The following is a 21,897-nucleotide window of genomic DNA, read 5'->3' as shown; positions in this document are numbered from 1 at the left end:
TAATTGCTCATTGTTTGCTGTTAATTGTTCGCATTTAACGATAGATTGCCATTAGCTGCTAGCCGTTAACCGTTAACCGTCAGCCATCAACCATGACATTTTTCCACAAAGACGAACAATTAGAAACCCTCGGCAGTAGCATTATAGACGCAGCAAAAGCAGAATTTACAGGATTAAGTGGCGATCGTATAGCCATTACCTGGATAGTCTACGATCCGCCGGTGCGAGTCAATACAGGCGGTGCCCTGAGTGCAGAAGAATTTTGGAAATATCAACCGCGAGGTTTTAGCGCCAGAAGTTCCGAACGAATTTATCCCGCCAGCATCGTCAAATTATTCTACCTCGTTGCCATCTGGGAATGGGCGCAAAAAGGCATGATTAAAACATCGCCAGAATTAGAACGCGCCGTCCGAGATATGATAGTTGATTCCAGCAACGACGCCACCAGTTTAGTAGTAGACGCCCTCACCGGCACCACCAGCGGCCCAGAATTATCACCAGCCCCCTTTGAAACTTGGAAACAGCAGCGAAACATCATCAACCGTTACTTTCAATCATTGGATTGGCCGGAATTACAAAATATTAACGCCAATCAAAAAACCTGGTGTGACGGCCCCTACGGTCGCGAGCGAGCATTTCTGGGAGAATTAATGGAAAATAGAAATATGCTGACCACAAATGCAGCGGCGCGTTTGCTGCACAGTATAATCGGTGGCGTAGCTGTTTCTGCCCAAGCATCCCAAGAAATGATGGGTTTAATGAAACGCAGTTTAGACCCCGCAGAATTAGAGGCAGATCCTGAAAATCAAGTTACAGGTTTTTTAGGTGGCGGATTGCCAGAATCAGCAAAATTGTGGTCAAAAGCAGGACTGACAAGTCAAGTTCGTCACGATGCTGCTTATATTGAAATATCCGGCTTGCGGCCGTATTTGTTGGTTGTATTTACCGAGGGCAAAGAGAATAGCAAGAATGAAGAAATTTTGCCATTTATATCGCGGCAATTTGTCGAAGCGATGAAGACACTGAATTAGATTTAGTAGTTGATTATTGCGGCTAGACGAGACTTGAACTGCAAAAATAATTTTGACTGGCTAGAAGCCCATCCCACAAAATTTTGTGGGATGGGCTTCTAGCCAGTCAAAAAATTTGATTAAAAGGAATTTTTTCCTAGAAGCTCTAGAACGGAGAGGGAGGGATTTGAACCCTCGAAGGATGTTAACACCCTTAACAGATTAGCAATCTGCCGCTTTCGACCACTCAGCCACCTCTCCAAGATGACAGTAACTAACTATAGCACACACATCTTCTTTTTGCCAACCCCTAATTTAAAAATTCCTCAATCCCTTACTCTGTATACTTTTTGCGACCTCAACCTCCAGCCTCTTCCCCAAAGCCCCTAGCCTTCAAGTGCTTTTCCCAACTAAAATTGGAACTCAAAAAGAACCTCTTAGTATACAAATATCCCAAGCGGTACAGGTGAGCCTTGCGATCGCCATCGAGATTAAAGTCCGTCGTCGTCACCCCAGCGTCAGTCACATCAATATTAATCACCCTGCCTTTATCCATTTCCCGCTGGTGATAGCGGTCTCTTGCTTTCATCATCGTTCGGAACATCGCCGCCAGCATCGACAGCGGAGTATCAATCTTAACTTTACTCTCAATTCCAGTATCAACTAATCGAAACCCAAAGGTAAACCAGCGGGGCACAGCGGGAGTCGAACCGACGGATGGTTTGTCATAAATCCACAGGGGGAAATTGCTCAGAATTCCGCCATCTACAATTAAGTCATCGCCCAGTTTTCCCGGTTCAAAAAATAGCGGAATACTCATCGACAACCGAACGGCTTCAGCCACGCTAAAATCTTCTGGATGTGTGAGCTGCAACTGCTGGTATAAAGCATCGGAATCCGCCGATTCCTGCCGCCGCAAGTCGTCGGGAAGCACCAACATTTCACCGCGAGTGAGGTTGGATATTACTACTTTTAATTCCCGGTCTTTTACGATTTGTTTGACATCGGCAAAAGTGTGCAAGTTACCTCGACCGAGCATTGCTTCCAGCCACTGCCGGAAAGGCTGCGCCGAATATTCTCCCATTTGACGGCTAACTGTTAAGAAAAGTAGAGTCCAAGCAGGAGATTGCAAGTCGTCGGCGGGGTCGCCGTTTAAAATTAGAGGACTGTTTTTTTGAGTTAAAAATATGCTGTAATCGAGCTGTCCTAAAATTTCCTCTAAATCATCAATTGACAAGTCGGTTGCCAATACTGCGGCAGTAATTGCACCTGCCGAAGTGCCGGCCAATTTTCGCCACCGGATGCCCAAATCGTTGCAGCACCTGAGTGCTCCTAAAAAGGCAACTCCGCGCACGCCGCCGCCTTCAAAAACCCCGTCGGCATAGATTTGACCGTTTTCGTCGGGAGGCGGAAATTTGCTGAGAATTGTTTGTTTCTCGGTTGGGGTGATCCTGACACCGGGTTCTTGCAAAATTTGCTGCGGATACCACTTGCTCATGGGAAATACCTCGGATCAATTGTAGGTTTTAGATTTGAGATTTATATCTATTGTTCTTGATTTTTCTCGGCATCCATTGCCTCTTTGACGTATTGTTGAACTTGCGATCGCACTTGTTCGTAGGCCACCGACGCGCACCAAGGTCGGAGAGATAAAATAGTTGTATCGGGAGTAATCTCGGCCACCAAACAAGTCGGGGGCGGATTTTCCAACACCAGCGGGTGAGAGTGGGCAATTTCTAATAACTCAGCTACTGTCGGACGAATTGGCCGATCGCCAATATCAATCTTCAAGTCTACTCGCCTCGTTCCCATTGCCGTTGTATTTTTCAGTGTACCGTTAAACAACTGATTGTTCGGGACAATAATTTTTATGCGATCGTCTGTCACCACGGTTGTGGAAAAAATCCCGATGCTGTCCACCACTCCCTTAACATCCGCAGCTTCAATCCCATCTCCGACTTCAAAGGGCCGCAAACTAATCAACATTACCCCAGCAGCAAAGTGGGACAAAGTATTTTGCCACGCCAAACCGATCGCCAAACCCGCTGCACCCACCACCGCAACCACACTGGTAGTTTGAATTCCCAACTGACTCAAAGCGGCGACTACTCCCACTACCAAAATCGTAATTTCGGCAGCTTGAACTAAGAATTTCCGCAGCGTGGCTTCGGTGCGACTCAGTGCTCGGCGAGTCACGCGGCCGGCAAAGTCGATCGCAAATCGGGTAATTAACAAAATGCCGATCGCCCACAGCAGTTGAGGTACAATTTTAAACCCCAATTCTACGAATTTTTTCGAGAATTCTTGGGCTAGTTCCAAGGCTTGTGTTCTTTCTGCATTTAGCTGAGAATAGAAGGTTTGGGCTATTGGTAAAAACGTCTGAATAACTGTCATGTTAATTGGGAATTGGGAATTGGAAATTGAGAATTGCAGTCTCAGTCTTATCGCTTATTCCGAGATTCCGACAGGGGTTTTCAACCCCTGTCTCATAGCGGAAGTCCTCTAGAAGAGGACTAAACTCGATAATTTTATCCTTCAAACTCTTGAGTCGGTTTAAACCGACTTTAGCTATGAGGCAGGGGTTTAAACCCCTGCCGGACTACTGTTAATAGTTTACTGCTACGCGGGGCAATCGGTGTTTAAAACCGCAGAGAATTTCCCACGAAATAGTTCCTAAAGTCGCGGCCCAATCGTCAGCAGTAATTTGATATTCCCCATCTTTGCCCAACAGCGTCACCACTTCGCCGACTTCTAAATTGGGAATATCGGTTACATCCAGCATTAATTGATCCATCGTTACCGCGCCCACTTGCCGCACGAATTTACCCCTGATTAAAACCTGCATTTTATTAGAAAGATTGCGCGGAATGCCATCTGCATAGCCGATACCAATTACGGCAATCTGTGTCTGCCGCTGAGCTATAAATTGATGGCCGTAACTGACGCCAGTTCCTGCTTCAATTGTTTTCACCTGCGTTACCCTAGCTTTTACCTGCATTGCGGGCTTCAAATTGGATCTCGACTGCAAGTGAGGTGCTGGATAAAGACCGTAGGTAGCTAAACCTACTCGTACTAAATCGTAGTGCAAATCCGGGTCAGCGAGGGCTGCAGCAGAGTTAGCCAAGTGGAGGCGAGGGGGGTTAATTCCTGCTATTTTAATTTGCTCGATCGCCTGTTGAAACCGCTGGTGCTGCTCTCTCATAACGGCGGGGTCGGGACTATCTGCTGTCGCCAAGTGAGAGTAAATACTGGCTAATTTTAAATTGGGCAACCGCTTGACTAATTGCACAAATTCTGTAGCTTCCTGCCAGGGCGTACCCAAGCGAGACATTCCCGTATCCAACTTAGCGTGAACCGGCAAAGATTGGTTAAGACCAGCGAGAACTTCCGAAAAAATTAGGGCTTGTTTGGCAGTACAAATAGTGGGCTGCAAATGCCATTTGGCGATCGCCTTTACCTGTTGGGCTGTATGGGTTGCCCCCAACAGCAAAATCGGCGCTTCTATCCCAGCTTCTCTCAATTCTATTCCTTCGGGAATTGTCGCCACTCCCAGCCAACTAGCACCTGCTTGCAATGCTATTTGACTGACTGCAACAGCACCGTGTCCGTAAGCATCTGCTTTCACAACTGCCATCAGTTCTGTGTTGGGAGATAAGAGCTTTTTAAGCTGTTTTACATTGTGAGTTAAAGCTGCTAAATCCATTTCTACCCAAGCCCGCTGGCAAAGTCCCCCGTCACCGTCCCCCAGCACCGTCTGGCGGGATTCTTTGGTCGTTGATTCTGCGGTTGTTTGTTCCCCACTCCTCATTGTCGATCGCTCCTACTTGCTTGCACCATTAAAAACTGCTTGGAGATTTTATCCTAAGTTTGATTATAATAAGATTCTCTCTTTCATCAAAGTTAACTGGTGTATCATAGCACCAAAAATACCCGGTAAAAACTATGGACGGACTGGCCTACCTACATTTAGCTGAAACTTGGGAAACGGCTGCGGGTCAAACTCGATCGACCCACTCAAAAATGCACCTGAATTTAGCATATACTCCTTTACTTTTCTTTACGATCGCTCTCACAATTTTCAATTTAGTCAACCCCGCACTCGCCCTCAAAAAAGGTGATTCAGGCCCAGAAGTGGCAAACCTCCAGAAAACTCTACAAAACGCAGGCTATTTTCGTCGCCAGCCCACAGGATTTTACGGTTCTCTCACCCAGGCTGCTGTGAAAAAGTTTCAAGCAGAGAACAACCTGAAAGTTGACGGAATTGTTGGCCCTAAAACCTTGTCAGCACTGAAAGGTAAGCTGGAAGAGGCGAGTATTGAAGCTGCGGAAAAAATCGCGCCAAATGTCGACCGAACTTCGCCATCTCCTACCGCCACAGATAACACAAACGAACTCGAAGATCCAACTCAAACTCAGCCCCAAGAACCCTCTCTGCCACCATTTAAAACTGAAAACTCCGAGGATAAAGAAAGTGAATTACCAACCCCAAACCTAGTAAATCCTCCCGACAACCCTCAAGGAAAAATGACCTTGAAAAAAACTATTTACGGCAACATTTCGCCCAAATCAATAGTTTATTCGGGAGCGGGTTTGTTTTTTGCTCAAAACATGATGTACCGCCACACAATCACAGTTTACGACAGGAACTTTAAATTAGTCAAGACTATTCCCGATACAGTAAATTTGTCGAAATTCGGCTTTTCTAAATTCAAAGGCAATTATAAAGGCTCTCCCGTAGAAGCGGCTTTTTCAACCGATGGAAAATATGCCTACGTCTCCAACTACAAAATGTACGGTTCGGGGTTTAGCAATCCGGGAACCGACAGGTGTTCTCCAGCGGCCAAACACGACCAAAGTTTTCTGTACCGCATCAATACCCAAACTTTGAAAATAGAAAAGGTAATTCCTGTAGGTGCAGTTCCGAAATTTAATGCTGTTTCGCCTGACAATCGCTTCGCGCTCGCTAGCAATTGGTGCAGTTGGGATTTGAGCGTAGTTGATATCAATAAAAATCTCGAAATCGAGCGAGTTAAACTGGGTGCGTATCCTCGGGGTATTGTTGTTACTCCCGACTCAAAAGATGCCTATGTTGCCGTCATGGGTTCTTCCGATATTGCGAAAGTTAATCTTATAGACTTTTCCGTAGAATGGCTGAGGAATATTGGCAATGCGCCACGTCATTTGACGATCGATCCCAATGGAAAGTATCTGTATGCCACTTTAAATGGTGAAGGAAATGTGGCAAAAATTGACCTAAAAACTGGTAAAGTGGTGGACAAAGTTTCGACAGGGAAAGCACCTCGCAGCATGACAATTTCCGATCAGGGAAAACTGCTTTATGTCGTCAACTATTTCTCGAATACTGTTAGCAAAGTTAGGACGAGCGATATGAAAGTGCTGCAAACAGTGAAGGTTAATTCAAGTCCGATCGGGATTACTTACGATCCGAAAACTAATCAGGTTTGGGTAGCTTGCTATTCGGGCAGCATTATGGTGTTTCAAGATTAATCTAGCTGGTTCGTAGTGAGAAGGCTTCAGTCCTGACTACAAACAAGAGCGATTAAATGTTATTGTGGGGCGTTGCTCAGAGCAACGCCCCTAAAATATTACTTGGGCAACTTTAAAGGCTTCACAACATACTCAGAAGACTTAGCAGGTACTTGGTCTTTTTTGGCCATAGCTTGGTAAATCATGGCTGCTACTTCAGCGCGAGTTGCTGTTCTATTAGGCTGCAAAAGTGTGCGCTTCGGGTGGTTGACAACAATGCCAGCTTCTGTGGCTGATGCTACTTTGTTAACTGCCCATTTCGGCACTTTTGCCCTGTCTGTATAAACTTGTAAAGTTTTGGTTGCTTTTGTTGATGGTTTCAGGCTCAAACCGCTCGCTAAAGCTGTGATGACTTCGACGCGGGGAATATTTTTGTCGGGACGGAACTCATTGTTTGGGTATCCTTTAAGATATCCAGTTGTGACGGTGTGGTCGATCGCAGGAGCGACAGGACTCTTGTCTTTTACGTCTTTAAAATCAATTGGTTTTCGGATCGGTTCTTTGTCGTCGGACATTCGCTGAATTAAGCGCGCTAGTTCGGCTCGCGTCATCGGTTCGTCGGGACGAAATTTGCTGTCAGTCAAATCAGTAAAGATTTTCCGATCGACTAAGGCTACAATGAACGGACGTGCCCAATATTTGTCTGGAACATCGGAGAATCTAACGGGCCCAACTTTGGGTTTATCTGCTTTTGGTTTGGTAATTGCTGGAGCAGGAGTCGATCGCACAATTGGCTGGGGAGGAACAACGATTACACCCACGGGAGGATTTTCCGGTAAAATCGGCCCTAAAGGTGCCACAGGTGTGACATCCGATTCTGAGGGAATGAGCGTTGTAGCGGGCGATCGCAAATCCGAACTTGGCGATTCGGGTGTTAATATTCCCGGGCTCGCGGGTGTGACAGCAGGTTGAGAAAAAACGGCTGGAAATTGCCAATTTCTGGCATTCAATAGATCGGGATTTTTACCTGTTACCCAAAATAAAATTGCTCCCATCGTGCCGAAGGCAACCAAGATAGCAATCAATTCATCCAATCCTAGAGGGTTTCTTTCCCCTGACGGGGGTTGTGAAGAAGACATATTGTCACCTACATACCAATGTAGAAATTAAATCACATATTTTTTGGGTCTGGGGGAAACAGAGAAGGCTAAATCAATTATTCCAAAGTTTTCATTCTCCATACCTGCGGCGGCGTGGCATCGGGAGAATATATAAAATCAACTTTTACCGATGTCAGTGGCTGATTTTGGCAATCTTCTACTCAGCGCCTTCTGCCACTCCCGAAAGAGCGAGTCCGACTAGGTTGACGAGAATTTCTGCCACTACCAAAACTCGGCTGCCGCTTGTTTTGATTTTGACGCGGTTGCGGCGATCGCCTCAAAGTGCTGCCACCGTAACCCGAACCGGTTGATCGATTGCCATTTGGCCGTGCTGAGGGTCTTACTGGCTGGTTATATGTGGGCGATCGCAAGCGGCCGGTCGTCCTTAAAACTTGACGGTTTCTCACCTCTGGAGGCGGAGTTCGGTAGCGAGTTTGATATTGGTTAACAGCTTGGCCGTAAGTATTGCCATAGCCGCCATATCCTGTCATAATTCCCGGCTGATAGACTGGTGGCATATAATATTGCGGTCTAAATAACAAACTGCCGATCGCCTGACCGGCAACAGCTCCAGCAAACGGTGCCCAGAAGCCAGATTGCTGCCGCACTACTACGGTTTGGGGCTGACCGGTTTGAGGGTTATTGACAGTTTCAGTCACGTTGTGAACGTACTCAATTTTAAAATCTTCTGTCAAATGCAAAACCGCTTTATTGTTATCCACATTTAGATAACTTTTCTTGCCTGCGGATATTTCTTCATCTGTTAATCGAGCCATTTGCAAATCCCTAGTGCGGTAAACAGGGGGACTGCCGGCGGGAGTATTCAGCAACATTAAACTGTATTCGCCATCCGCATCGTCGTAGGTAGCTTGCTGTACAGAATATTGACCTTGAGTCAAGTTATTATTATTTGGTGCAGGACGCACTGTGTTAATATTTGGATTTCCAGCAGGATTTGTCGAAGTTTGTCTGCTAGGAGAACCGCAGGCGGTTGCCGTCCATAAAAAAGTTAAAGCCATTAAATAAATTGTCAGTCTTCGCAGCATCATAAATAGTAATTTGTAATTTGTAATTTAGCCTGGGTTGTTTGATAATTGCTCCTTCTTCCTTCTTCCCGGCATCAGTTACATCAGTTACTGAATCCGTTGCCGAACTTCTGCCTTCCTTAAATGGGAATAAGTTCCGGGAAATTGACCAACACTTGCTCGTTGGTAAGTTCGTCTCCCAACTGTGCGGGAGAAAAGTGAACTTGCACAGCTCGGAGCCTTTCTTGGTAATGTAAATTAATCATTGCTTTTAAACCGACTTTCAGCGGGCTGATGTCAGCGAGGTCAGTTTCTAGGGCAGGAACTTCGCCTTCATACGCAACTGTCAGCATCACCACCACATTTCTAGTTACAGGCAAAGACAAGGGGGAATTTTTATCGTAAACAGATGTACTGTATTGAGGCTCGCTGAGATAGCGATCGGCTGAATCAGTGAAAAGTTCATCCACATAATCGCCGGCTTCGCCTTCATTCCAAAAAACATCGCCTTCATTGGCGGCTGATTGCCAGTAGTTGTCGTACTGCAACAGGTGATTGCAAATTTCTACAAGACCTTCTCCTAAAACTGCTATGTCGCCATCGGCATCAATTGCTTTTCTGGCGGTGCGGTTGAGAACTCCTAACAGCGGTGCAACTTCTTCGCCTGTTAGGTGAACGAACACCCGGCAAACTGCCAGTCTAGTTTTACCTGTAAATTGATTGAATCGATCGCGCCAAGCATTCATAATAACCTATAGTTGTAATCTGTAGGGCTATATTTCCCACGATAGCAGGGGATTTGAACTCTTGCCGTCTACCCTCAGATTGATCTGAAGAGCATTTTTAGCGATCGCCTCGGCAGCCTACTGTCTCGCTTTGACTCATCTAATTTTATAGCAGTTTTCAATCGAATCAAATACAGTAAGAAAACGACACAACCCATTAGTATCAACTTAAGTTCAAACCCAGCCACATACTGCTGTTTGACTATTAAGCTTAGATCACCCTGGCGCCCCCCTTAAGAAGGGGGGAACCGGAAAGGCTCAAAGTCAACCCCTACTCCCCTTATTAAGGGGGATTTAGGGGGATTTGGACTCAGGTAAAAGCGATATTTATCAAGGTTTTTAGACTTAAGTTGACACCAATGAATACAGCCTTGTCCTAACGGGTTCTGCGGCTTTTAATAAGTGATATAAAATTGATGATTGTAGCCAGAGTTTTTTGAATTGATATTAATTAAATGCTCGTTTGCTTAGCCGGAATATGATATTGTGTGCTATCGATTCATTTGTCTATTGTTGGCAGTGCTTCGCGATCGCCCGGACAAGAAATTGTAGAGTAGATAATTTCAAGTCAAAAAACCTCCAATCTTGCAAGATTGGAGGTGCGCTAAACGAATACTTTGGTTTGAGATAACTATTTGACGATCGCGCTTTGGACTTGTTCGATCGCAATTTCAGAACTCAACTCGGCAACTGGCGAAACCGGCAAATCCAGCTCACCGCCCGGAGCTTCTGGGTGTTCGCGAACGGCTGCAACCGCATCTGCTGACTCAGCTACAGCACCCGCCGGCGCCAAATCCAGCAAGGCGGGAACTTCCATGCGTCCAGAAACATCTGCATCTGCGATCGGAGCCGACTCTTCAAAAACTTCAAAATTATCGGTCATCGCAGCGCAAGCAGCAGAGGCGCGCTTGCCGGCACGGTAGCTCATGTAGGCCGCACCGCCACCAAAAACTCCAGCCAAACCTAGGAAACCGAGAGCTGCTGTTTTGTAGGATTTCCACGGATTGATTCGCTCCGAGCCGCCGGAACCTAGGAGCGTTGTCGCAGAACCAGATTTAGCCGCCCCAGATTTGCTGTAGGAACAGGGGAAAGCAGATGCGGCGTCACAAACAGCGATACTGCTTGCGATCGCGACGACGGAAGCAATGCCAGCTAACACTTGAAACTTCTTCATGGTGCTCTGGAGATTGTAAAGGATAATTAAAAAATTAATGGTAACAGCTCTTTACAAATGTATCAACTCTGGGCGCAGCCCATATCGCGGATCGATCGCAAAAGTCAGCTATAGCGTCACGCAATTCAAATTTTAAATTGCCCGCTTAAACATCTGGAATGGTTGCTATGTAAGCGTTTGGGCTAACAAATCGGTGGAAGTTCAAGTTTTGTTAACCAATACTTGGATCGCGCCCAAATTAGAACATCTGAGGTGAGACAGTAGAAAATTTAGTTACAGACTGGCAAACACTTGGTGACAAACTACTTTTAAGGCTACTTTTGTAAAGGCTTAGTTATTGGAATAACTCTTATTTTTATGACAGACAACGCGACTCAAGGCATTGAGCGAGATCCACGCCGATTGTTGGTGACGGGCGGGGCTGGATTTATCGGCTCGAATTTTGTGCATCACTGGTGCAACAGCTATCCGGGCGATCGAGTAGTCGTACTCGACGCTTTAACCTACGCCGGAAACCGACAAACCCTGGCAACTTTGGAAGGAGGCGAAAATTTTCGGTTTGTGCAGGGGGATATTTGCGATCGTACCCTAGTCGATACCTTGCTCAAAGAAGAAAACATCACCACCGTCGCCCACTTTGCCGCAGAATCCCACGTTGACAGGTCAATTATCGGGCCTGCCGCCTTTGTTCAAACAAACGTTGTCGGAACCTTCACACTTTTAGAAGCCTTCCGCAAGCATTTTGAAGCAATTGATGAGCCCTCTCTCAAAGCACCAATGCGCTTCCTCCACGTTTCTACCGACGAAGTTTACGGCAGTCTCGGCCCCGATGACCCAGCCTTCACAGAAACAACTGCCTACTCCCCCAACAGTCCCTACTCAGCCTCCAAAGCTGGCAGTGACCACCTCGCCCGCGCCTATTTCCACACCTACGGCGTCCCGACAATTATCACCAACTGTTCCAACAATTACGGCCCCTATCACTTCCCAGAAAAGCTGATTCCATTAATGTGCATCAATATGCTATTGGGCAAACCGCTGCCAGTATACGGCGACGGTCAAAACGTGCGAGATTGGCTTTACGTTCTCGACCACTGCCGCGCTTTAGATGCCGTTATTCACCGTGGTCAGCCTGGGGAAACCTACAATGTTGGCGGCAACAACGAGGTAAAAAATCTCGATTTAGTCAAAATGCTGTGTCAGCTAATGGATGAATTAGCTGAGGATTTACCCGCCCGTCCTTGCGAACAATTGATCACATTTGTCAAAGACAGAGCCGGGCACGATCGGCGTTACGCTATTGATGCCAGCAAAATTAAAACTGAGTTAGGTTGGACTCCCTCAGTAACCGTTGAAGAAGGTTTGCGGCAGACGGTAGAATGGTACTTAGCCCATCGAGAGTGGTGGGAACCCCTGCTTTCGGAGGAATATCAAACTTACTACCGGAAAGTCTACTCTCATTAATCTACTCCTGGACGCACGGGCTACCAAAAACCAGCACCGGTAAAAAACTGGTTTTCAAGCTCAAGAGTGCGTCCAAGAATGGTTTCTGTCTTGCGTTCAAGCTTTACATTTAAACTCTAGGCGCAGAAACCGGGTTTGAGGGAGGAAAATTTTTAGTTGAGTGCGAGCGATCAGAGTTAAAAAACCTGTTTTCTTTGGTTTTTGCGCCTAACTTCAGAATTACTTGGTTGAAGGTAATTATCACACATATTTACTCTTGTCAATCTTTGTGAAGATTTAGTGAAAAATCATCACAAACGCATAAATTCAAGTGTTTGTAGCTGATAATTTTAATAGAGTTACAAGGTTAAGTATGTTAGAAGCTTTTAGGAAAAACACAAAGCAGCAATGACCGAAATCAACTGGCTCAAGCACGTCCAAGAACCTAAATACTGGCTGTTAGGCATCGCCTCCGGTTTGATTGCCCTACACCTAACTCTGACTTCCCGAACAAACGACACAGACCTGTTCGGTACAATGTTACTGTTTTGGGGAGTCGTAGCATTTCTCATTTGGGAAAGGCACGAATCCTTAACTTTTGAAAGCGGAATTTTCGCCAGCTTCTTTGGGTCATCGTTAATTGCTTTAATATTGCTCAAAAGTTCGTCGATATCGGGATACGACTTTTTTATCAGAGCAACGCCTTTTTTGTGTGGAATCAGTCTCGCATTGCTGGCTTCTGGAACAAAAGGACTCAAACAATATTGGCAGGAACTTCTAATTCTTGGCTATACAGCTATTCCTCCCGGATTGATCGGAGTATTCGTTGATGTCCCCAAATTAACCGCTAAATTTTCAGCTTTCATCCTGCACTATCTAGGATTTGAAGTGGTGCGGAAAGGGGTTTTTCTAATCCTGGAAAAGGGAAGCGTGGAAGTGAATCACGGCTGTTCCGGGGTGAATGCGATGCTACAATTGTTAGGACTCGCTCTGGTTTTCTTACTGATGTTTCCTACCACTAAGGGTCAGAAAATGGTATTGCCATTCGTGGCAATAATTACTGCATTTGTAGTGAATGCCGCGCGAGTTGGTCTCCTGGCCGTGCTGGTATCGCTATCTCAACCCGAAGCATTTAAATACTGGCACGAAGGAAATGGTTCGGTAATCTTTTCTATGATTGCTGTATTTATTTTCGGGTTATTCTGCTGGTTCGCAATTTTGAAAGACCAACCCCCAAATCAGGAAGGACAGAATTGCTAATGGCTATTACCTCTTGGAAACCACTTAGGCTTTCCCTGTTGGCTGTTACTTTGGGAGGCGTTTTGTTGGTTGCCGGAAAATTGGTTTTCTATCCATCGGACGGCAAGAATGTGGCAACCCCGTTTGAGTTGCCCGAGTCGGTGCCTCTAGCCGATTGGAAACTAAACAAGAGCGCGCTTCTGGAAATTAAGGAAAATTCAGAATTCAAAGCTGCCAGGAAATATGAATATCAAAAAAATAGCATGGCTCTAGAAATAGAGATGCGCTATGCGGTAGACAGCATTGGGGATGTGGAAGGTATGATGAAGGGACATACTATTCTCAAGTCGTATCCTGGTAAACTAGCATTGGCAAACACTCAAAGCGCGGGGTTTCACGGAATTTTGCAACAGCAAAATAGACTGTATTTGAGTTCGTGTATCAATCCTAATGGCAGTGCTACAGTAACTTCCCAACAGTTTAGATATAATCGAAATACTCGCGATTGGCAGCCAAACCGTATTCTGTTTTGGTTGTTGGGTAGGGGAAATATTCAAGACCGACGCTGTTTGTGGACTCAGATGTCTGTGCCTTTGGATAAAACAACTCCAGAAGATGCCAAAAAAATTCTAGAGAATGCTTGGGTTTCTTGGTATGAGTGGTGGCAGCCGCGATTCCCCGAACCTTGACTCGATTCTGTCGATTTTAGCTTTTAGCTTTTAGCTTTTAGATTGACTCCACAGGGGAATCTGGAAGCTTGAACAAGAGTCTAAAATTTTTGACTCTCCACGACTGTTGTCGGGGACTTGTATCCGTTCTTTGGGCGGGGTCAAGAGAGATTTTTCTTAACAACAACTCTGATTATTTTATGAATGACTTACAAGGCGAACAAGGTTTTTCTATCTACAGACTGCGTTGGATTGGCTACGGCCTATTAATTTTGTCTGTATTAGATACGATCGCAGTTCTTATACCAGCCAATTTTGGCAATCGTCTCTGGGAATTGCAAACGATTGGGGCTGTAGTGGAACGGGTGCCAGTTCCTTTACTGGCAATGGCGCTGATCTTTTTTGGAGAAGGGTACGATCGCAGAGGTTTGGAAGACGTTTTTTTGAAGGTTTTGTCTTGGGTGTGTCTGCTGCTAGGTCTGCTTTTTCTGTTGATGCTACCTTTGGGAATTTTTGGCACTATCTACGTCAACAACCAAAACAACCAGCAAATTACTACTCAAGCAAACCAACAATTAGCTCAGTTGCAGCAGGTGGAAGAACGGCTGAATAAGGGTAGTCCTGAAGATTTAAGGAATTTGGCGGGGGAACTTACCCGTTTGGGGGTACCAGCGGATACGCAAAACCCACAGCAATTGAAAGAGCAAATTCTTTCTAGAATTACTCCGGCTAAGGAACGGTTACAGACGCAAAGTGCTGCGGTTCAGTCAAATCAGCGCGTGGGGTTATTTAAAAATGCTATTAAGTGGCTGCTGGGCGCGCTGATTTCTAGTGTTTTGTTTTTTACGCTGTGGCGCGGTACTGACTGGGCTCGGTAGTAGTTTGGAGTTTTGAGTTGAGAGTTTTGAGCTAGTAAGGTGCGCCTAGCGCACCCGGAGAGCGTTGTGGAGGACTAAGAGCCGCCCTGTGCACGCAGCCGGCTCAGGAGTGGTGAAGAATACCCTCAAACCCTGCAAATTTTGTTGGGGGAAGCGCTCGCTCTTGTTCTTTTCAAAAGATATCGGTAATAAATCTTGTTTATTGCCGATAGCCAACACCTAGAATGAGGCAAATCCGTCGTTAGCGCAGCCCTCGAAGACGATCGCACCTTGACAGGGCTGGAATTGTGCAATCCACAATCCAAAATCTAAAATCCACAATCTAAAATCTAAAATCTAAAATCCACAATCTAAAATCTAAAATCTAAAATCGATTGATGGTATTTTCTAGTTTGTCGGCAATCCCTTCAATCCAGTTTTCATCTTGTTTTGTGTAGCTGCGGGGTGCGTTAGCACCTAAGATTAAAACGCCTTGGCTGCCGATCGGCTGACAGATAACTCCTTGAGTATTTTCTGGCAAATAGTCAAATTCTATTCGCCCGGGATAAATATTGAGATTTACTAAATAAACTGGTTTGTTTTTGTCGAGCACTCGCTGCAATATCGGTCCTGGTTTGACTTCGGGATTGATGCCTAAAATACCGCGCCGCAATAAAACTTTTCCTTGATACACAATTACGATCGACCTTGTGGCGGTATTTGTCAACAGCAAACGCGACGCCCAGGCTAATTCTATTTTCACAGCATCCGGCAAATCCGGCGCAAATTCAAAACCTTCTTCGCCGATAAGTTTTACGGAATCCGGCGATCGCGCTTGCACCTGCTGCCACAGCAAACCTGTTAAAATCAGCAAAGCGCTAATAATTACTCCCAAAGCGTCCGATCGAGCTTGAGAATCTGTAATTTGCTCTGTCAACAAGCGGTTGACCATTAGCAGCGTACCTGCTAACCCTCCTGCAACTAAGGGCAATTGCCGCAAAACTCTATTGGGATCAGATTTTGTCATTAGTCATTAGTCATTGGTAATTGGTAGTTGGTAATTTAACTAATGCCAACTGCCAACTGCCAACTGACTTTATCCTACTTCTCCAATTTCGACAATTCGCTGGAAGAGATAGCCGGTGCCACGGGCGGTGAGAATTAATTCGGGATTGCTGGGGTCGTCTTCCAATTTTGCCCTAAGCCGGGAGATGTGAACGTCCACTACGCGGGTGTCTACGTGGCGTTCTGGCGTGTATCCCCAGACTTCCTGCAAAATTTCCGATCGCGAGAAAGGCTCTCCAGAACGGCTGACAAGCAGTTCTAACAGGCTGAATTCCATGCCCGTGAGCCGAATTCGTTCGTCGCCTTTGTAAACTTGGCGCTTGTTGGTGTCAATCCTAATATTGGTGACGTGGATGACTCCGGAACTAGGAATGCCCGATGCTCCGTTTTTGTCAACCCTCCGCAGTACCGAACGGATGCGGGCTTCGAGTTCTTTGGGAGAGAAAGGTTTGACGACGTAATCGTCGGCGCCCAATTCTAAACCGGTGATGCGATCGGCTACGTCTCCCAAAGCAGTTAGCATGATGATAGGCACGTCTGACTCTTTTCGCAACTCCTGACAGACGCCGTAACCGTCTAGCTTCGGCATCATCACGTCCAAAACCACTAAGTCGGGTTCGGTGTTGCGAAATGTTTCCAGAGCTTCTTCGCCGTCAGCAGCGGTGACGACATCGTAGCCAATCATGGAAAGGCGAGTCTCCAGAATGCGGCGGATACTGGCTTCGTCATCGACTACCAGAATTTTTTCTTTATGGTTTTCCAAGTTACCGAGCACTCCTTAAGTTACATTTCAGATAATGTTATTTTTTTGTACCCTATCATAGAAGACACAAATTGAATCATGTGTAAGGATGGGTCTGAAAGCTTGATAATTGCTTTAACTCAGACTTTTCTAAATGTTAGGGTGACTATTTATCATAGTAAACAATGCCTAAGCCTCGAATACAATATATTTGTCGGGAATGCGGCTATGATTCACCACAATATTTTGGCAGATGTCCTAGCTGTCAGAAGTGGGATTCTTTTGACGAGCAGTTAGAGCAACCTACTGCTGGTGTGCCGCGGGCTGGTTTAACTGGGGTGACAACTAAGACAGTGGGCGGTTCGCCCCCTGATAAGTCGAAGGGTCAACCAAGGGTATCTTTCAGATTATCGCAGATTTCCGACCAAACTCAGTCTCGCTGGCCTTCTGGTTACGGGGAGCTCGATCGAGTTTTGGGAGGCGGGATTGTTCCGGGCTCGCTGGTGTTGATTGGGGGGGAACCGGGAATCGGGAAATCGACGCTGCTGTTGCAGGTGGCGAATATGTTGGCCCGCAAGGATCGGATACTGTATGTCAGTGCGGAGGAGTCCGGCCAGCAGGTGAAGTTGCGATCGCAGCGTTTGGGCGTGGCTAATCCGGTTGAATTGTCAAGTAATGGCGGACATAAATCTGGCAGTAACGGGGAAGTTAAAACAGATTTTGAGGACAATTCAGCGGAGAATTTCTATTTGCTTCCAGAGACGGATTTAGAGGTTGTTTTGCGGGAGTTGGAAGCGCTGAAACCGAATGTGGCGGTGATTGACAGCATCCAAACTATTTATTTTGCTAGTTTAACATCGGCTCCGGGTTCGGTGGCTCAGGTGCGGGAATGTACTTCGGCTTTGATGCAGGTGGCGAAAAGGGAAAATATTACTTTATTTATTGTCGGTCACGTTACGAAAGATGGAGCTTTGGCGGGGCCGAGGGTTTTGGAACATTTGGTAGATACTGTACTTTATTTTGAGGGCGATCGCTTTGCTTCTCATCGACTTTTGCGATCGATGAAAAACCGTTTTGGCGCGACTCACGAAATCGGTGTTTTTGAAATGGTAGCCAACGGTTTGCGAGAAGTAAATAATCCGTCGGAGTTGTTTTTAGGGAATAGAGATGAATTTTCTCCCGGTACTTCGACGACTGTTACTTGCGAAGGAACTCGACCGATTTTAGTGGAGATTCAGGCGTTAGTCAGCCCTGCGAGTTTTGGTTCGCCGCGTCGCACTACTACTGGTGTGGACAATGCTAGATTGCAGCAAATTTTAGCTGTTTTGGAGAAAAGGGTGGGGATTCCTTTATCTAAATTAGATGTGATTTTGGCAACGGTTGGCGGGTTGAAGGTGGATGAACCTGCGGCGGATTTGGCAGTTGCGATCGCCGTTGTGGCCAGTTTTCGCGATCGGGTAATCGATGCACGCACAGTTTTGCTCGGAGAAGTTGGTTTGGGGGGACAGGTGCGGCCGGTTTCGCAATTAGAGTTGCGGCTGAGGGAGGCGGCGAAATTGGGTTTCAAAAGGGCGATTATTCCTAAAAATCAACCGGTTCCGGAGTTGGGGATGGAGATTATTCCAGTGGCTAAGGTAATCGATGCAATTATTGCCGCGATTCCTGCTACACCGGCTCAGTTGCAGTCTGGTGATCTGGAATTACAGTCTGTTGATTTGGAGGAAGAAGATTTGTTTAATTGAGTTAGAATACAGATGTTTGAAATTGATAGTAAGGAGCCACGAATTATGTATCAAGTAGACATTGTTGAGGCAAAAGAAAAGCTTCTGGAATTAATCGAAGCGGCAATGAGAGGCGAAGAAGTTGCGATTACTCAAGATAACCAGCCTGTTGTAAAATTGGTAGGAATTCCCAAACAAGCTAAACCCAATCGGCAAGCAGGAAGTGCCAAAGGAATGGTTTGGATGTCCGATGATTTTGACGAACCGCTAGAAGAGTTTAAGGAGTACATGGAATGAGATTGTTGTTGGACACTCATGCCTTTATTTTGATGCTTATGCGCGGCTGTGGTGAATTAAGTTAGTGCAAAAATAAAGAGGCAAAAAGGAGGTAATAGCAACGTGAGCGTTAGATTACATCCCCATGCTCAAGCACGATTGATTGAGCGAGGTGCAACTGAGGCAGAAGTAATTGCTACTGTTGAAAGTGGCACAACTTTTCCGGCTCAATTTGGCCGAACCGGATTTAGGCGCAACTTTTCCTTCAATGCTGAGTGGCAGGGAAAAGTTTATGCTATGAAGAAAGTGGAGGCGATCGCAGCCCCAGAAGGCGAAGACTGGATAATTATCACTGTAATTGTCAAATTCTTTTGAGCAGGAGGTTCCATGAAACTGACTTACGATCCAAGATACAACGTAGCTTATATATACCTGAAAGAAAAAACCACACAGGTAAAAACTATCCAGGTTAGCGAGCAAATGAATGTGGATATTGCCCCCGACGGTACTATTTATGGAATTGAATTACTCAATGCCAATCAACAATTAGGGGCGGATAGTCAAGGAAAACTGATTGTTGTCAACGAAGCTTTAGGAGAATATTCCGAAATTCAGCTTGCACTTTAATGGCATTGAAAACAATCAGTAAAAATGTGGTTGCTGGATGAATGCTAGGAGTAATATCAAATGATTCAAACTAACTGGCAATGCGTACACACCCTTTACGGGCATTCAAGCTCGGTAACTTCTGTTGTCATCACTCCAGACGGACAGACTGTAGTTAGCGGAAGTGCTGACAGCACAATTAAGCTGTGGAACCTCAACACAGGGCAAGAACTTCACACTTTATCAGGACATTCACAAGGGGTTAGATCCATTGCCCTCGCCCCTGATGGACAAACTCTTGCTAGCGGCAGTAAGGACAAAACTATCAAGCTTTGGAATCTCAGCACTAAAGAGGAAATTTACACCATCACCGGACATTCAGACATAATTACTTCTGTAGTTATCAGCCCCGACGGGAAGACTCTGGCAAGTGCCAGTGAAGACACAACTATCAAACTTTGGAACCTTAGAAATGGAGAAGAAATTCGGACTTTAAAGTGGCCAGTAGAAGTATTTTATAGTTTAGATATCTTATTCAGCCATGACGGAAATATTTTACTCAGTAGCAGTGGAGATGATTGTGTTTCTCTAAGTGCAGTAGCTTTTAATTTAATCACAGGAGATGAAATCTGGACAAAGAATTGGCAGGAGGGTATGGACTCTGTTTGTGCCCTGGCTGTCCGCCCTGATGGAGCAACTTTTGCTACCTTAGACTGTGCCGGAACTATCAAGTTGTGGAATCTTGATACAGGAACAGAAATTTATACTCTTGCGGAAAATTCAATGGGAAGCTTCTGCTTAGCTGTTAGCCGTGATGATAAAATTATCGCAACTGGTGGAAGCGATGGTGAGAACGCAGATTATGATAGCGAACCCGGAACGATAGAACTTTGGAATCTAGAGGCTAGAGAGAAGATTTGTACTCTTTTAGGACACACATGGGGAGTTTACTCTGTGGCTTTTAGCCCGGATGGGCAGACTCTGGTTAGTGGAAGTGATGACAAAACTATCAAGATTTGGCAACGGGATTTATAAGCACGGGAAATTTTGTATAATTTTTAATTGGCCTTTTAACTGAAAAATGAACCAGAGAAAAAAACAGCGCAAAAATCAGTGGTCAAATGAACTAAACGACATCATTCGAGGTGCATCGGGCGGCTTTTTGTTCGGAATTCCCCTGCTTTATACGATGGAGGTTTGGTGGATCGGTTCGTATACTACACCAGCGGAAATGTCGATCGCGATCGCAACTACTTTTCTCGTCGTTTTCTTGCTGACTCGCACGGAAGGTTTTCGCAAAACTCAAGACATCCGCTGGCTAGATGCTGCAATCGATACCGTAGTAGCGATCGCCATTGGCATTGTTTGTGCGGCTTTTATCCTATTTTTGCTCAGGGAAATTACGCCGGAGACTCCGCTGCATGAAACTTTGGGGAAAATCATCTTTGAAGGCCTGCCGTTTGCCTTGGGAGTAGCCCTGGCCAACGGTTTCTTGAGCGGCGATCGCTATCAAAGTTCAGACAGTGAACAGGAACCTACAATTAATGCAACTCTAGCAGATATCGGCGCTACTTTAATCGGCGCGATGATCATTGCTTTTAACATCGCCCCAACTGACGAAATTCCCATGCTAGCGGCAGCTATTTCGCCGCCTTGGCAATTAGCAATTATCGCCACTTCGCTGCTAATTTCTTACGGTATAGTATTTGTAGCAGGCTTTACTTATCAAGCAAAAAGGCAGCAGCAGCAAGGGATTTTTCAGCGTCCCCTCAGCGAAACTGTCATGGCCTATTTAGTGTCCCTGGCGGCTTCTGCATTTATGATGTTTTTCTTCCACAAACTCACTTTTGACGACCCGTGGTCGCTTTGGTTGAACTATACGTTAGTATTGGGATTGCCGGCGGCTGTTGGCGGCGCGGCGGGGAGGTTGGCGGTATGAGTGAAAGCAATAACGAACAGCAACACAAAAGAACTTTTGCTGAATGGGTGACATTTGCGATCGCCTGCTTGATCCTTTTTACCCTCACCGGACTCGTAATCTACAACTGGGTGACTAAAAAAGACGAACCTCCGATTATTTCTGTCACTCGGAACACGCCTATTCGTGAAACTCAAGGGCAATTTTATGTACCGTTTACAGTGACAAACACGGGCGGCGAAACGGCAGAATCAGTTCAAATTAGTGCCGAACTGCGGGTCAACGGCGAAGTTGTGGAATCCGGCGACCAACAAATTGATTTTTTGTCAAGTGGCGAAACTCAAGAAGGAGCTTTTATCTTCAGTCGTAACCCCAGTCAAGGTGAATTGATTGTGCGATCGAGCAGTTATAAACTACCTTAGTAGTGCTAAAGAAGTAAGGATACATTGTACCGATCTACAAAATAGCCGATGGCACCGATGTCATTTTCTAGCGATTAGGAAAAAGACAAGGTTTTTCCGGTAGTGCCCTAGAAGTAATGATGCTAGATTAGCAGTAGTTCTTGCTAATCTATCCCTGACTATGCCTCTTTGTCCTAACTGTTCTTCTTGCCAGACTGTCAAAAACGGTCGCATTCACAACAGTAGACCTCTTGCAAAAAAAATCTATGCTATAATAGAAGGTTTTCAATTTAATCCCCCTAGAGCTAACTCATAATTAT

At 45.7% G+C, this 21,897-nt stretch carries 22 protein-coding genes and 1 tRNA gene; 13 read left to right on the top strand and 10 right to left on the bottom strand.

Annotated elements, in window-relative coordinates:
- Nucleotides 1-92 precede the first annotated feature (92 nt).
- Nucleotides 93-1,031, top strand: a complete 939-nt coding sequence (locus QUA70_RS01225) for a serine hydrolase (protein WP_333344765.1) — start codon at nucleotides 93-95, stop codon at nucleotides 1,029-1,031.
- Nucleotides 1,032-1,182: 151 nt separating this feature from the next.
- On the opposite strand, the gene QUA70_RS01220 is transcribed toward QUA70_RS01225, so the two are convergent.
- From QUA70_RS01220 to alr, 4 genes are all read right to left on the bottom strand, one after another.
- Nucleotides 1,183-1,271, bottom strand: a tRNA-Ser gene (locus QUA70_RS01220).
- A 97-nt stretch (nucleotides 1,272-1,368) separates the two neighbouring features.
- Nucleotides 1,369-2,508: a patatin-like phospholipase family protein gene (locus QUA70_RS01215; protein WP_333344763.1), complete on the bottom strand. Its 1,140-nt coding sequence runs from the start codon at nucleotides 2,506-2,508 to the stop codon at nucleotides 1,369-1,371.
- A 47-nt stretch (nucleotides 2,509-2,555) separates the two neighbouring features.
- Nucleotides 2,556-3,404: a mechanosensitive ion channel family protein gene (locus QUA70_RS01210; RefSeq protein ID WP_333327164.1), complete on the bottom strand. Its 849-nt coding sequence runs from the start codon at nucleotides 3,402-3,404 to the stop codon at nucleotides 2,556-2,558.
- A 211-nt stretch (nucleotides 3,405-3,615) separates the two neighbouring features.
- Nucleotides 3,616-4,818 (bottom strand): alanine racemase, encoded by a 1,203-nt coding sequence (gene alr / locus QUA70_RS01205; protein WP_333327166.1) that lies wholly within the window; start codon nucleotides 4,816-4,818, stop codon nucleotides 3,616-3,618.
- A 134-nt stretch (nucleotides 4,819-4,952) separates the two neighbouring features.
- Here alr and QUA70_RS01200 point away from each other — a divergent pair, with 134 nt between their 5' ends.
- Nucleotides 4,953-6,518 (top strand): peptidoglycan-binding protein, encoded by a 1,566-nt coding sequence (locus QUA70_RS01200; protein WP_333327169.1) that lies wholly within the window; start codon nucleotides 4,953-4,955, stop codon nucleotides 6,516-6,518.
- Nucleotides 6,519-6,616: 98 nt separating this feature from the next.
- On the opposite strand, the gene QUA70_RS01195 is transcribed toward QUA70_RS01200, so the two are convergent.
- The 4 genes from QUA70_RS01195 to QUA70_RS01180 all read right to left on the bottom strand — a co-directional run bounded on the left by QUA70_RS01195 (nucleotide 6,617) and on the right by QUA70_RS01180 (nucleotide 10,641).
- A complete protein-coding gene (locus QUA70_RS01195; protein ID WP_333344761.1) occupies nucleotides 6,617-7,636 on the bottom strand; it encodes an S-layer homology domain-containing protein in 1,020 nt (339 codons plus the stop codon).
- A gap of 182 nt (nucleotides 7,637-7,818) precedes the next feature.
- Nucleotides 7,819-8,706: a hypothetical protein gene (locus QUA70_RS01190; RefSeq protein WP_333344759.1), complete on the bottom strand. Its 888-nt coding sequence runs from the start codon at nucleotides 8,704-8,706 to the stop codon at nucleotides 7,819-7,821.
- Between the two features lie 116 nt (nucleotides 8,707-8,822).
- A complete protein-coding gene (locus QUA70_RS01185) occupies nucleotides 8,823-9,428 on the bottom strand; it encodes a DUF1517 domain-containing protein (protein WP_333327175.1) in 606 nt (201 codons plus the stop codon).
- Nucleotides 9,429-10,098: 670 nt separating this feature from the next.
- Complete coding sequence (locus tag QUA70_RS01180; RefSeq protein ID WP_333327176.1) at nucleotides 10,099-10,641, bottom strand: hypothetical protein; 543 nt, start codon at nucleotides 10,639-10,641, stop codon at nucleotides 10,099-10,101.
- Between the two features lie 357 nt (nucleotides 10,642-10,998).
- Here QUA70_RS01180 and rfbB point away from each other — a divergent pair, with 357 nt between their 5' ends.
- The 4 genes from rfbB (at nucleotide 10,999) to hpsJ-A (ending at nucleotide 14,869) form a co-directional block, all read left to right on the top strand.
- Nucleotides 10,999-12,105, top strand: coding sequence for a dTDP-glucose 4,6-dehydratase (gene rfbB / locus QUA70_RS01175; protein ID WP_333327177.1), 1,107 nt, complete (start codon nucleotides 10,999-11,001; stop codon nucleotides 12,103-12,105).
- 387 nt (nucleotides 12,106-12,492) lie between these two features.
- Nucleotides 12,493-13,344 carry a cyanoexosortase A gene (gene crtA / locus QUA70_RS01170; protein ID WP_333327179.1) on the top strand — a complete coding sequence of 284 codons (852 nt, stop codon included), beginning with the start codon at nucleotides 12,493-12,495 and terminating at the stop codon, nucleotides 13,342-13,344.
- A complete protein-coding gene (locus QUA70_RS01165) occupies nucleotides 13,344-14,012 on the top strand; it encodes a cyanoexosortase A system-associated protein (protein WP_333344757.1) in 669 nt (222 codons plus the stop codon). The genes crtA and QUA70_RS01165 overlap by 1 nt, the downstream gene beginning before the upstream one ends.
- Before the next feature lie 179 nt (nucleotides 14,013-14,191).
- Nucleotides 14,192-14,869 carry an HpsJ-like protein, cyanoexosortase A-associated gene (gene hpsJ-A, locus QUA70_RS01160; RefSeq protein WP_333327183.1) on the top strand — a complete coding sequence of 226 codons (678 nt, stop codon included), beginning with the start codon at nucleotides 14,192-14,194 and terminating at the stop codon, nucleotides 14,867-14,869.
- A gap of 364 nt (nucleotides 14,870-15,233) precedes the next feature.
- On the opposite strand, the gene QUA70_RS01155 is transcribed toward hpsJ-A, so the two are convergent.
- Entirely contained in the window at nucleotides 15,234-15,875 is a 642-nt protein-coding gene (locus QUA70_RS01155) for a cofactor assembly of complex C subunit B (protein ID WP_333344755.1), read from the bottom strand.
- 69 nt (nucleotides 15,876-15,944) lie between these two features.
- Nucleotides 15,945-16,676 (bottom strand): response regulator transcription factor RpaB, encoded by a 732-nt coding sequence (gene rpaB, locus QUA70_RS01150; protein WP_071587789.1) that lies wholly within the window; start codon nucleotides 16,674-16,676, stop codon nucleotides 15,945-15,947.
- Nucleotides 16,677-16,840: 164 nt separating this feature from the next.
- Here rpaB and radA point away from each other — a divergent pair, with 164 nt between their 5' ends.
- The 7 genes from radA to QUA70_RS01115 all read left to right on the top strand — a co-directional run bounded on the left by radA (nucleotide 16,841) and on the right by QUA70_RS01115 (nucleotide 21,598).
- On the top strand, nucleotides 16,841-18,397 hold the full coding sequence (gene radA, locus QUA70_RS01145; RefSeq protein ID WP_333327187.1) for a DNA repair protein RadA: 1,557 nt from the start codon (nucleotides 16,841-16,843) through the stop codon (nucleotides 18,395-18,397).
- A 45-nt stretch (nucleotides 18,398-18,442) separates the two neighbouring features.
- On the top strand, nucleotides 18,443-18,673 hold the full coding sequence (locus tag QUA70_RS01140; RefSeq protein ID WP_333058140.1) for a type II toxin-antitoxin system prevent-host-death family antitoxin: 231 nt from the start codon (nucleotides 18,443-18,445) through the stop codon (nucleotides 18,671-18,673).
- A 102-nt stretch (nucleotides 18,674-18,775) separates the two neighbouring features.
- Nucleotides 18,776-19,027 carry a DUF4258 domain-containing protein gene (locus QUA70_RS01135; protein WP_333314620.1) on the top strand — a complete coding sequence of 84 codons (252 nt, stop codon included), beginning with the start codon at nucleotides 18,776-18,778 and terminating at the stop codon, nucleotides 19,025-19,027.
- Nucleotides 19,028-19,039: 12 nt separating this feature from the next.
- Complete coding sequence (locus QUA70_RS01130; RefSeq protein WP_333327189.1) at nucleotides 19,040-19,279, top strand: DUF2283 domain-containing protein; 240 nt, start codon at nucleotides 19,040-19,042, stop codon at nucleotides 19,277-19,279.
- 60 nt (nucleotides 19,280-19,339) lie between these two features.
- Complete coding sequence (locus QUA70_RS01125) at nucleotides 19,340-20,293, top strand: WD40 repeat domain-containing protein (protein WP_333327191.1); 954 nt, start codon at nucleotides 19,340-19,342, stop codon at nucleotides 20,291-20,293.
- A 46-nt stretch (nucleotides 20,294-20,339) separates the two neighbouring features.
- A complete protein-coding gene (locus QUA70_RS01120; RefSeq protein ID WP_333327193.1) occupies nucleotides 20,340-21,197 on the top strand; it encodes a TIGR02587 family membrane protein in 858 nt (285 codons plus the stop codon).
- Entirely contained in the window at nucleotides 21,194-21,598 is a 405-nt protein-coding gene (locus QUA70_RS01115; RefSeq protein WP_333327195.1) for a TIGR02588 family protein, read from the top strand. The genes QUA70_RS01120 and QUA70_RS01115 overlap by 4 nt, the downstream gene beginning before the upstream one ends.
- Nucleotides 21,599-21,897: the final 299 nt, after the last annotated feature.

This window comes from Microcoleus sp. LAD1_D5, from assembly GCF_036702115.1.
Classification (GTDB): Bacteria; Cyanobacteriota; Cyanobacteriia; order Cyanobacteriales; family Microcoleaceae; genus Microcoleus.
The sequence above is the reverse complement of the archived record's forward strand: the minus strand, read 5'-3'. Positions and strand labels throughout refer to the sequence as shown.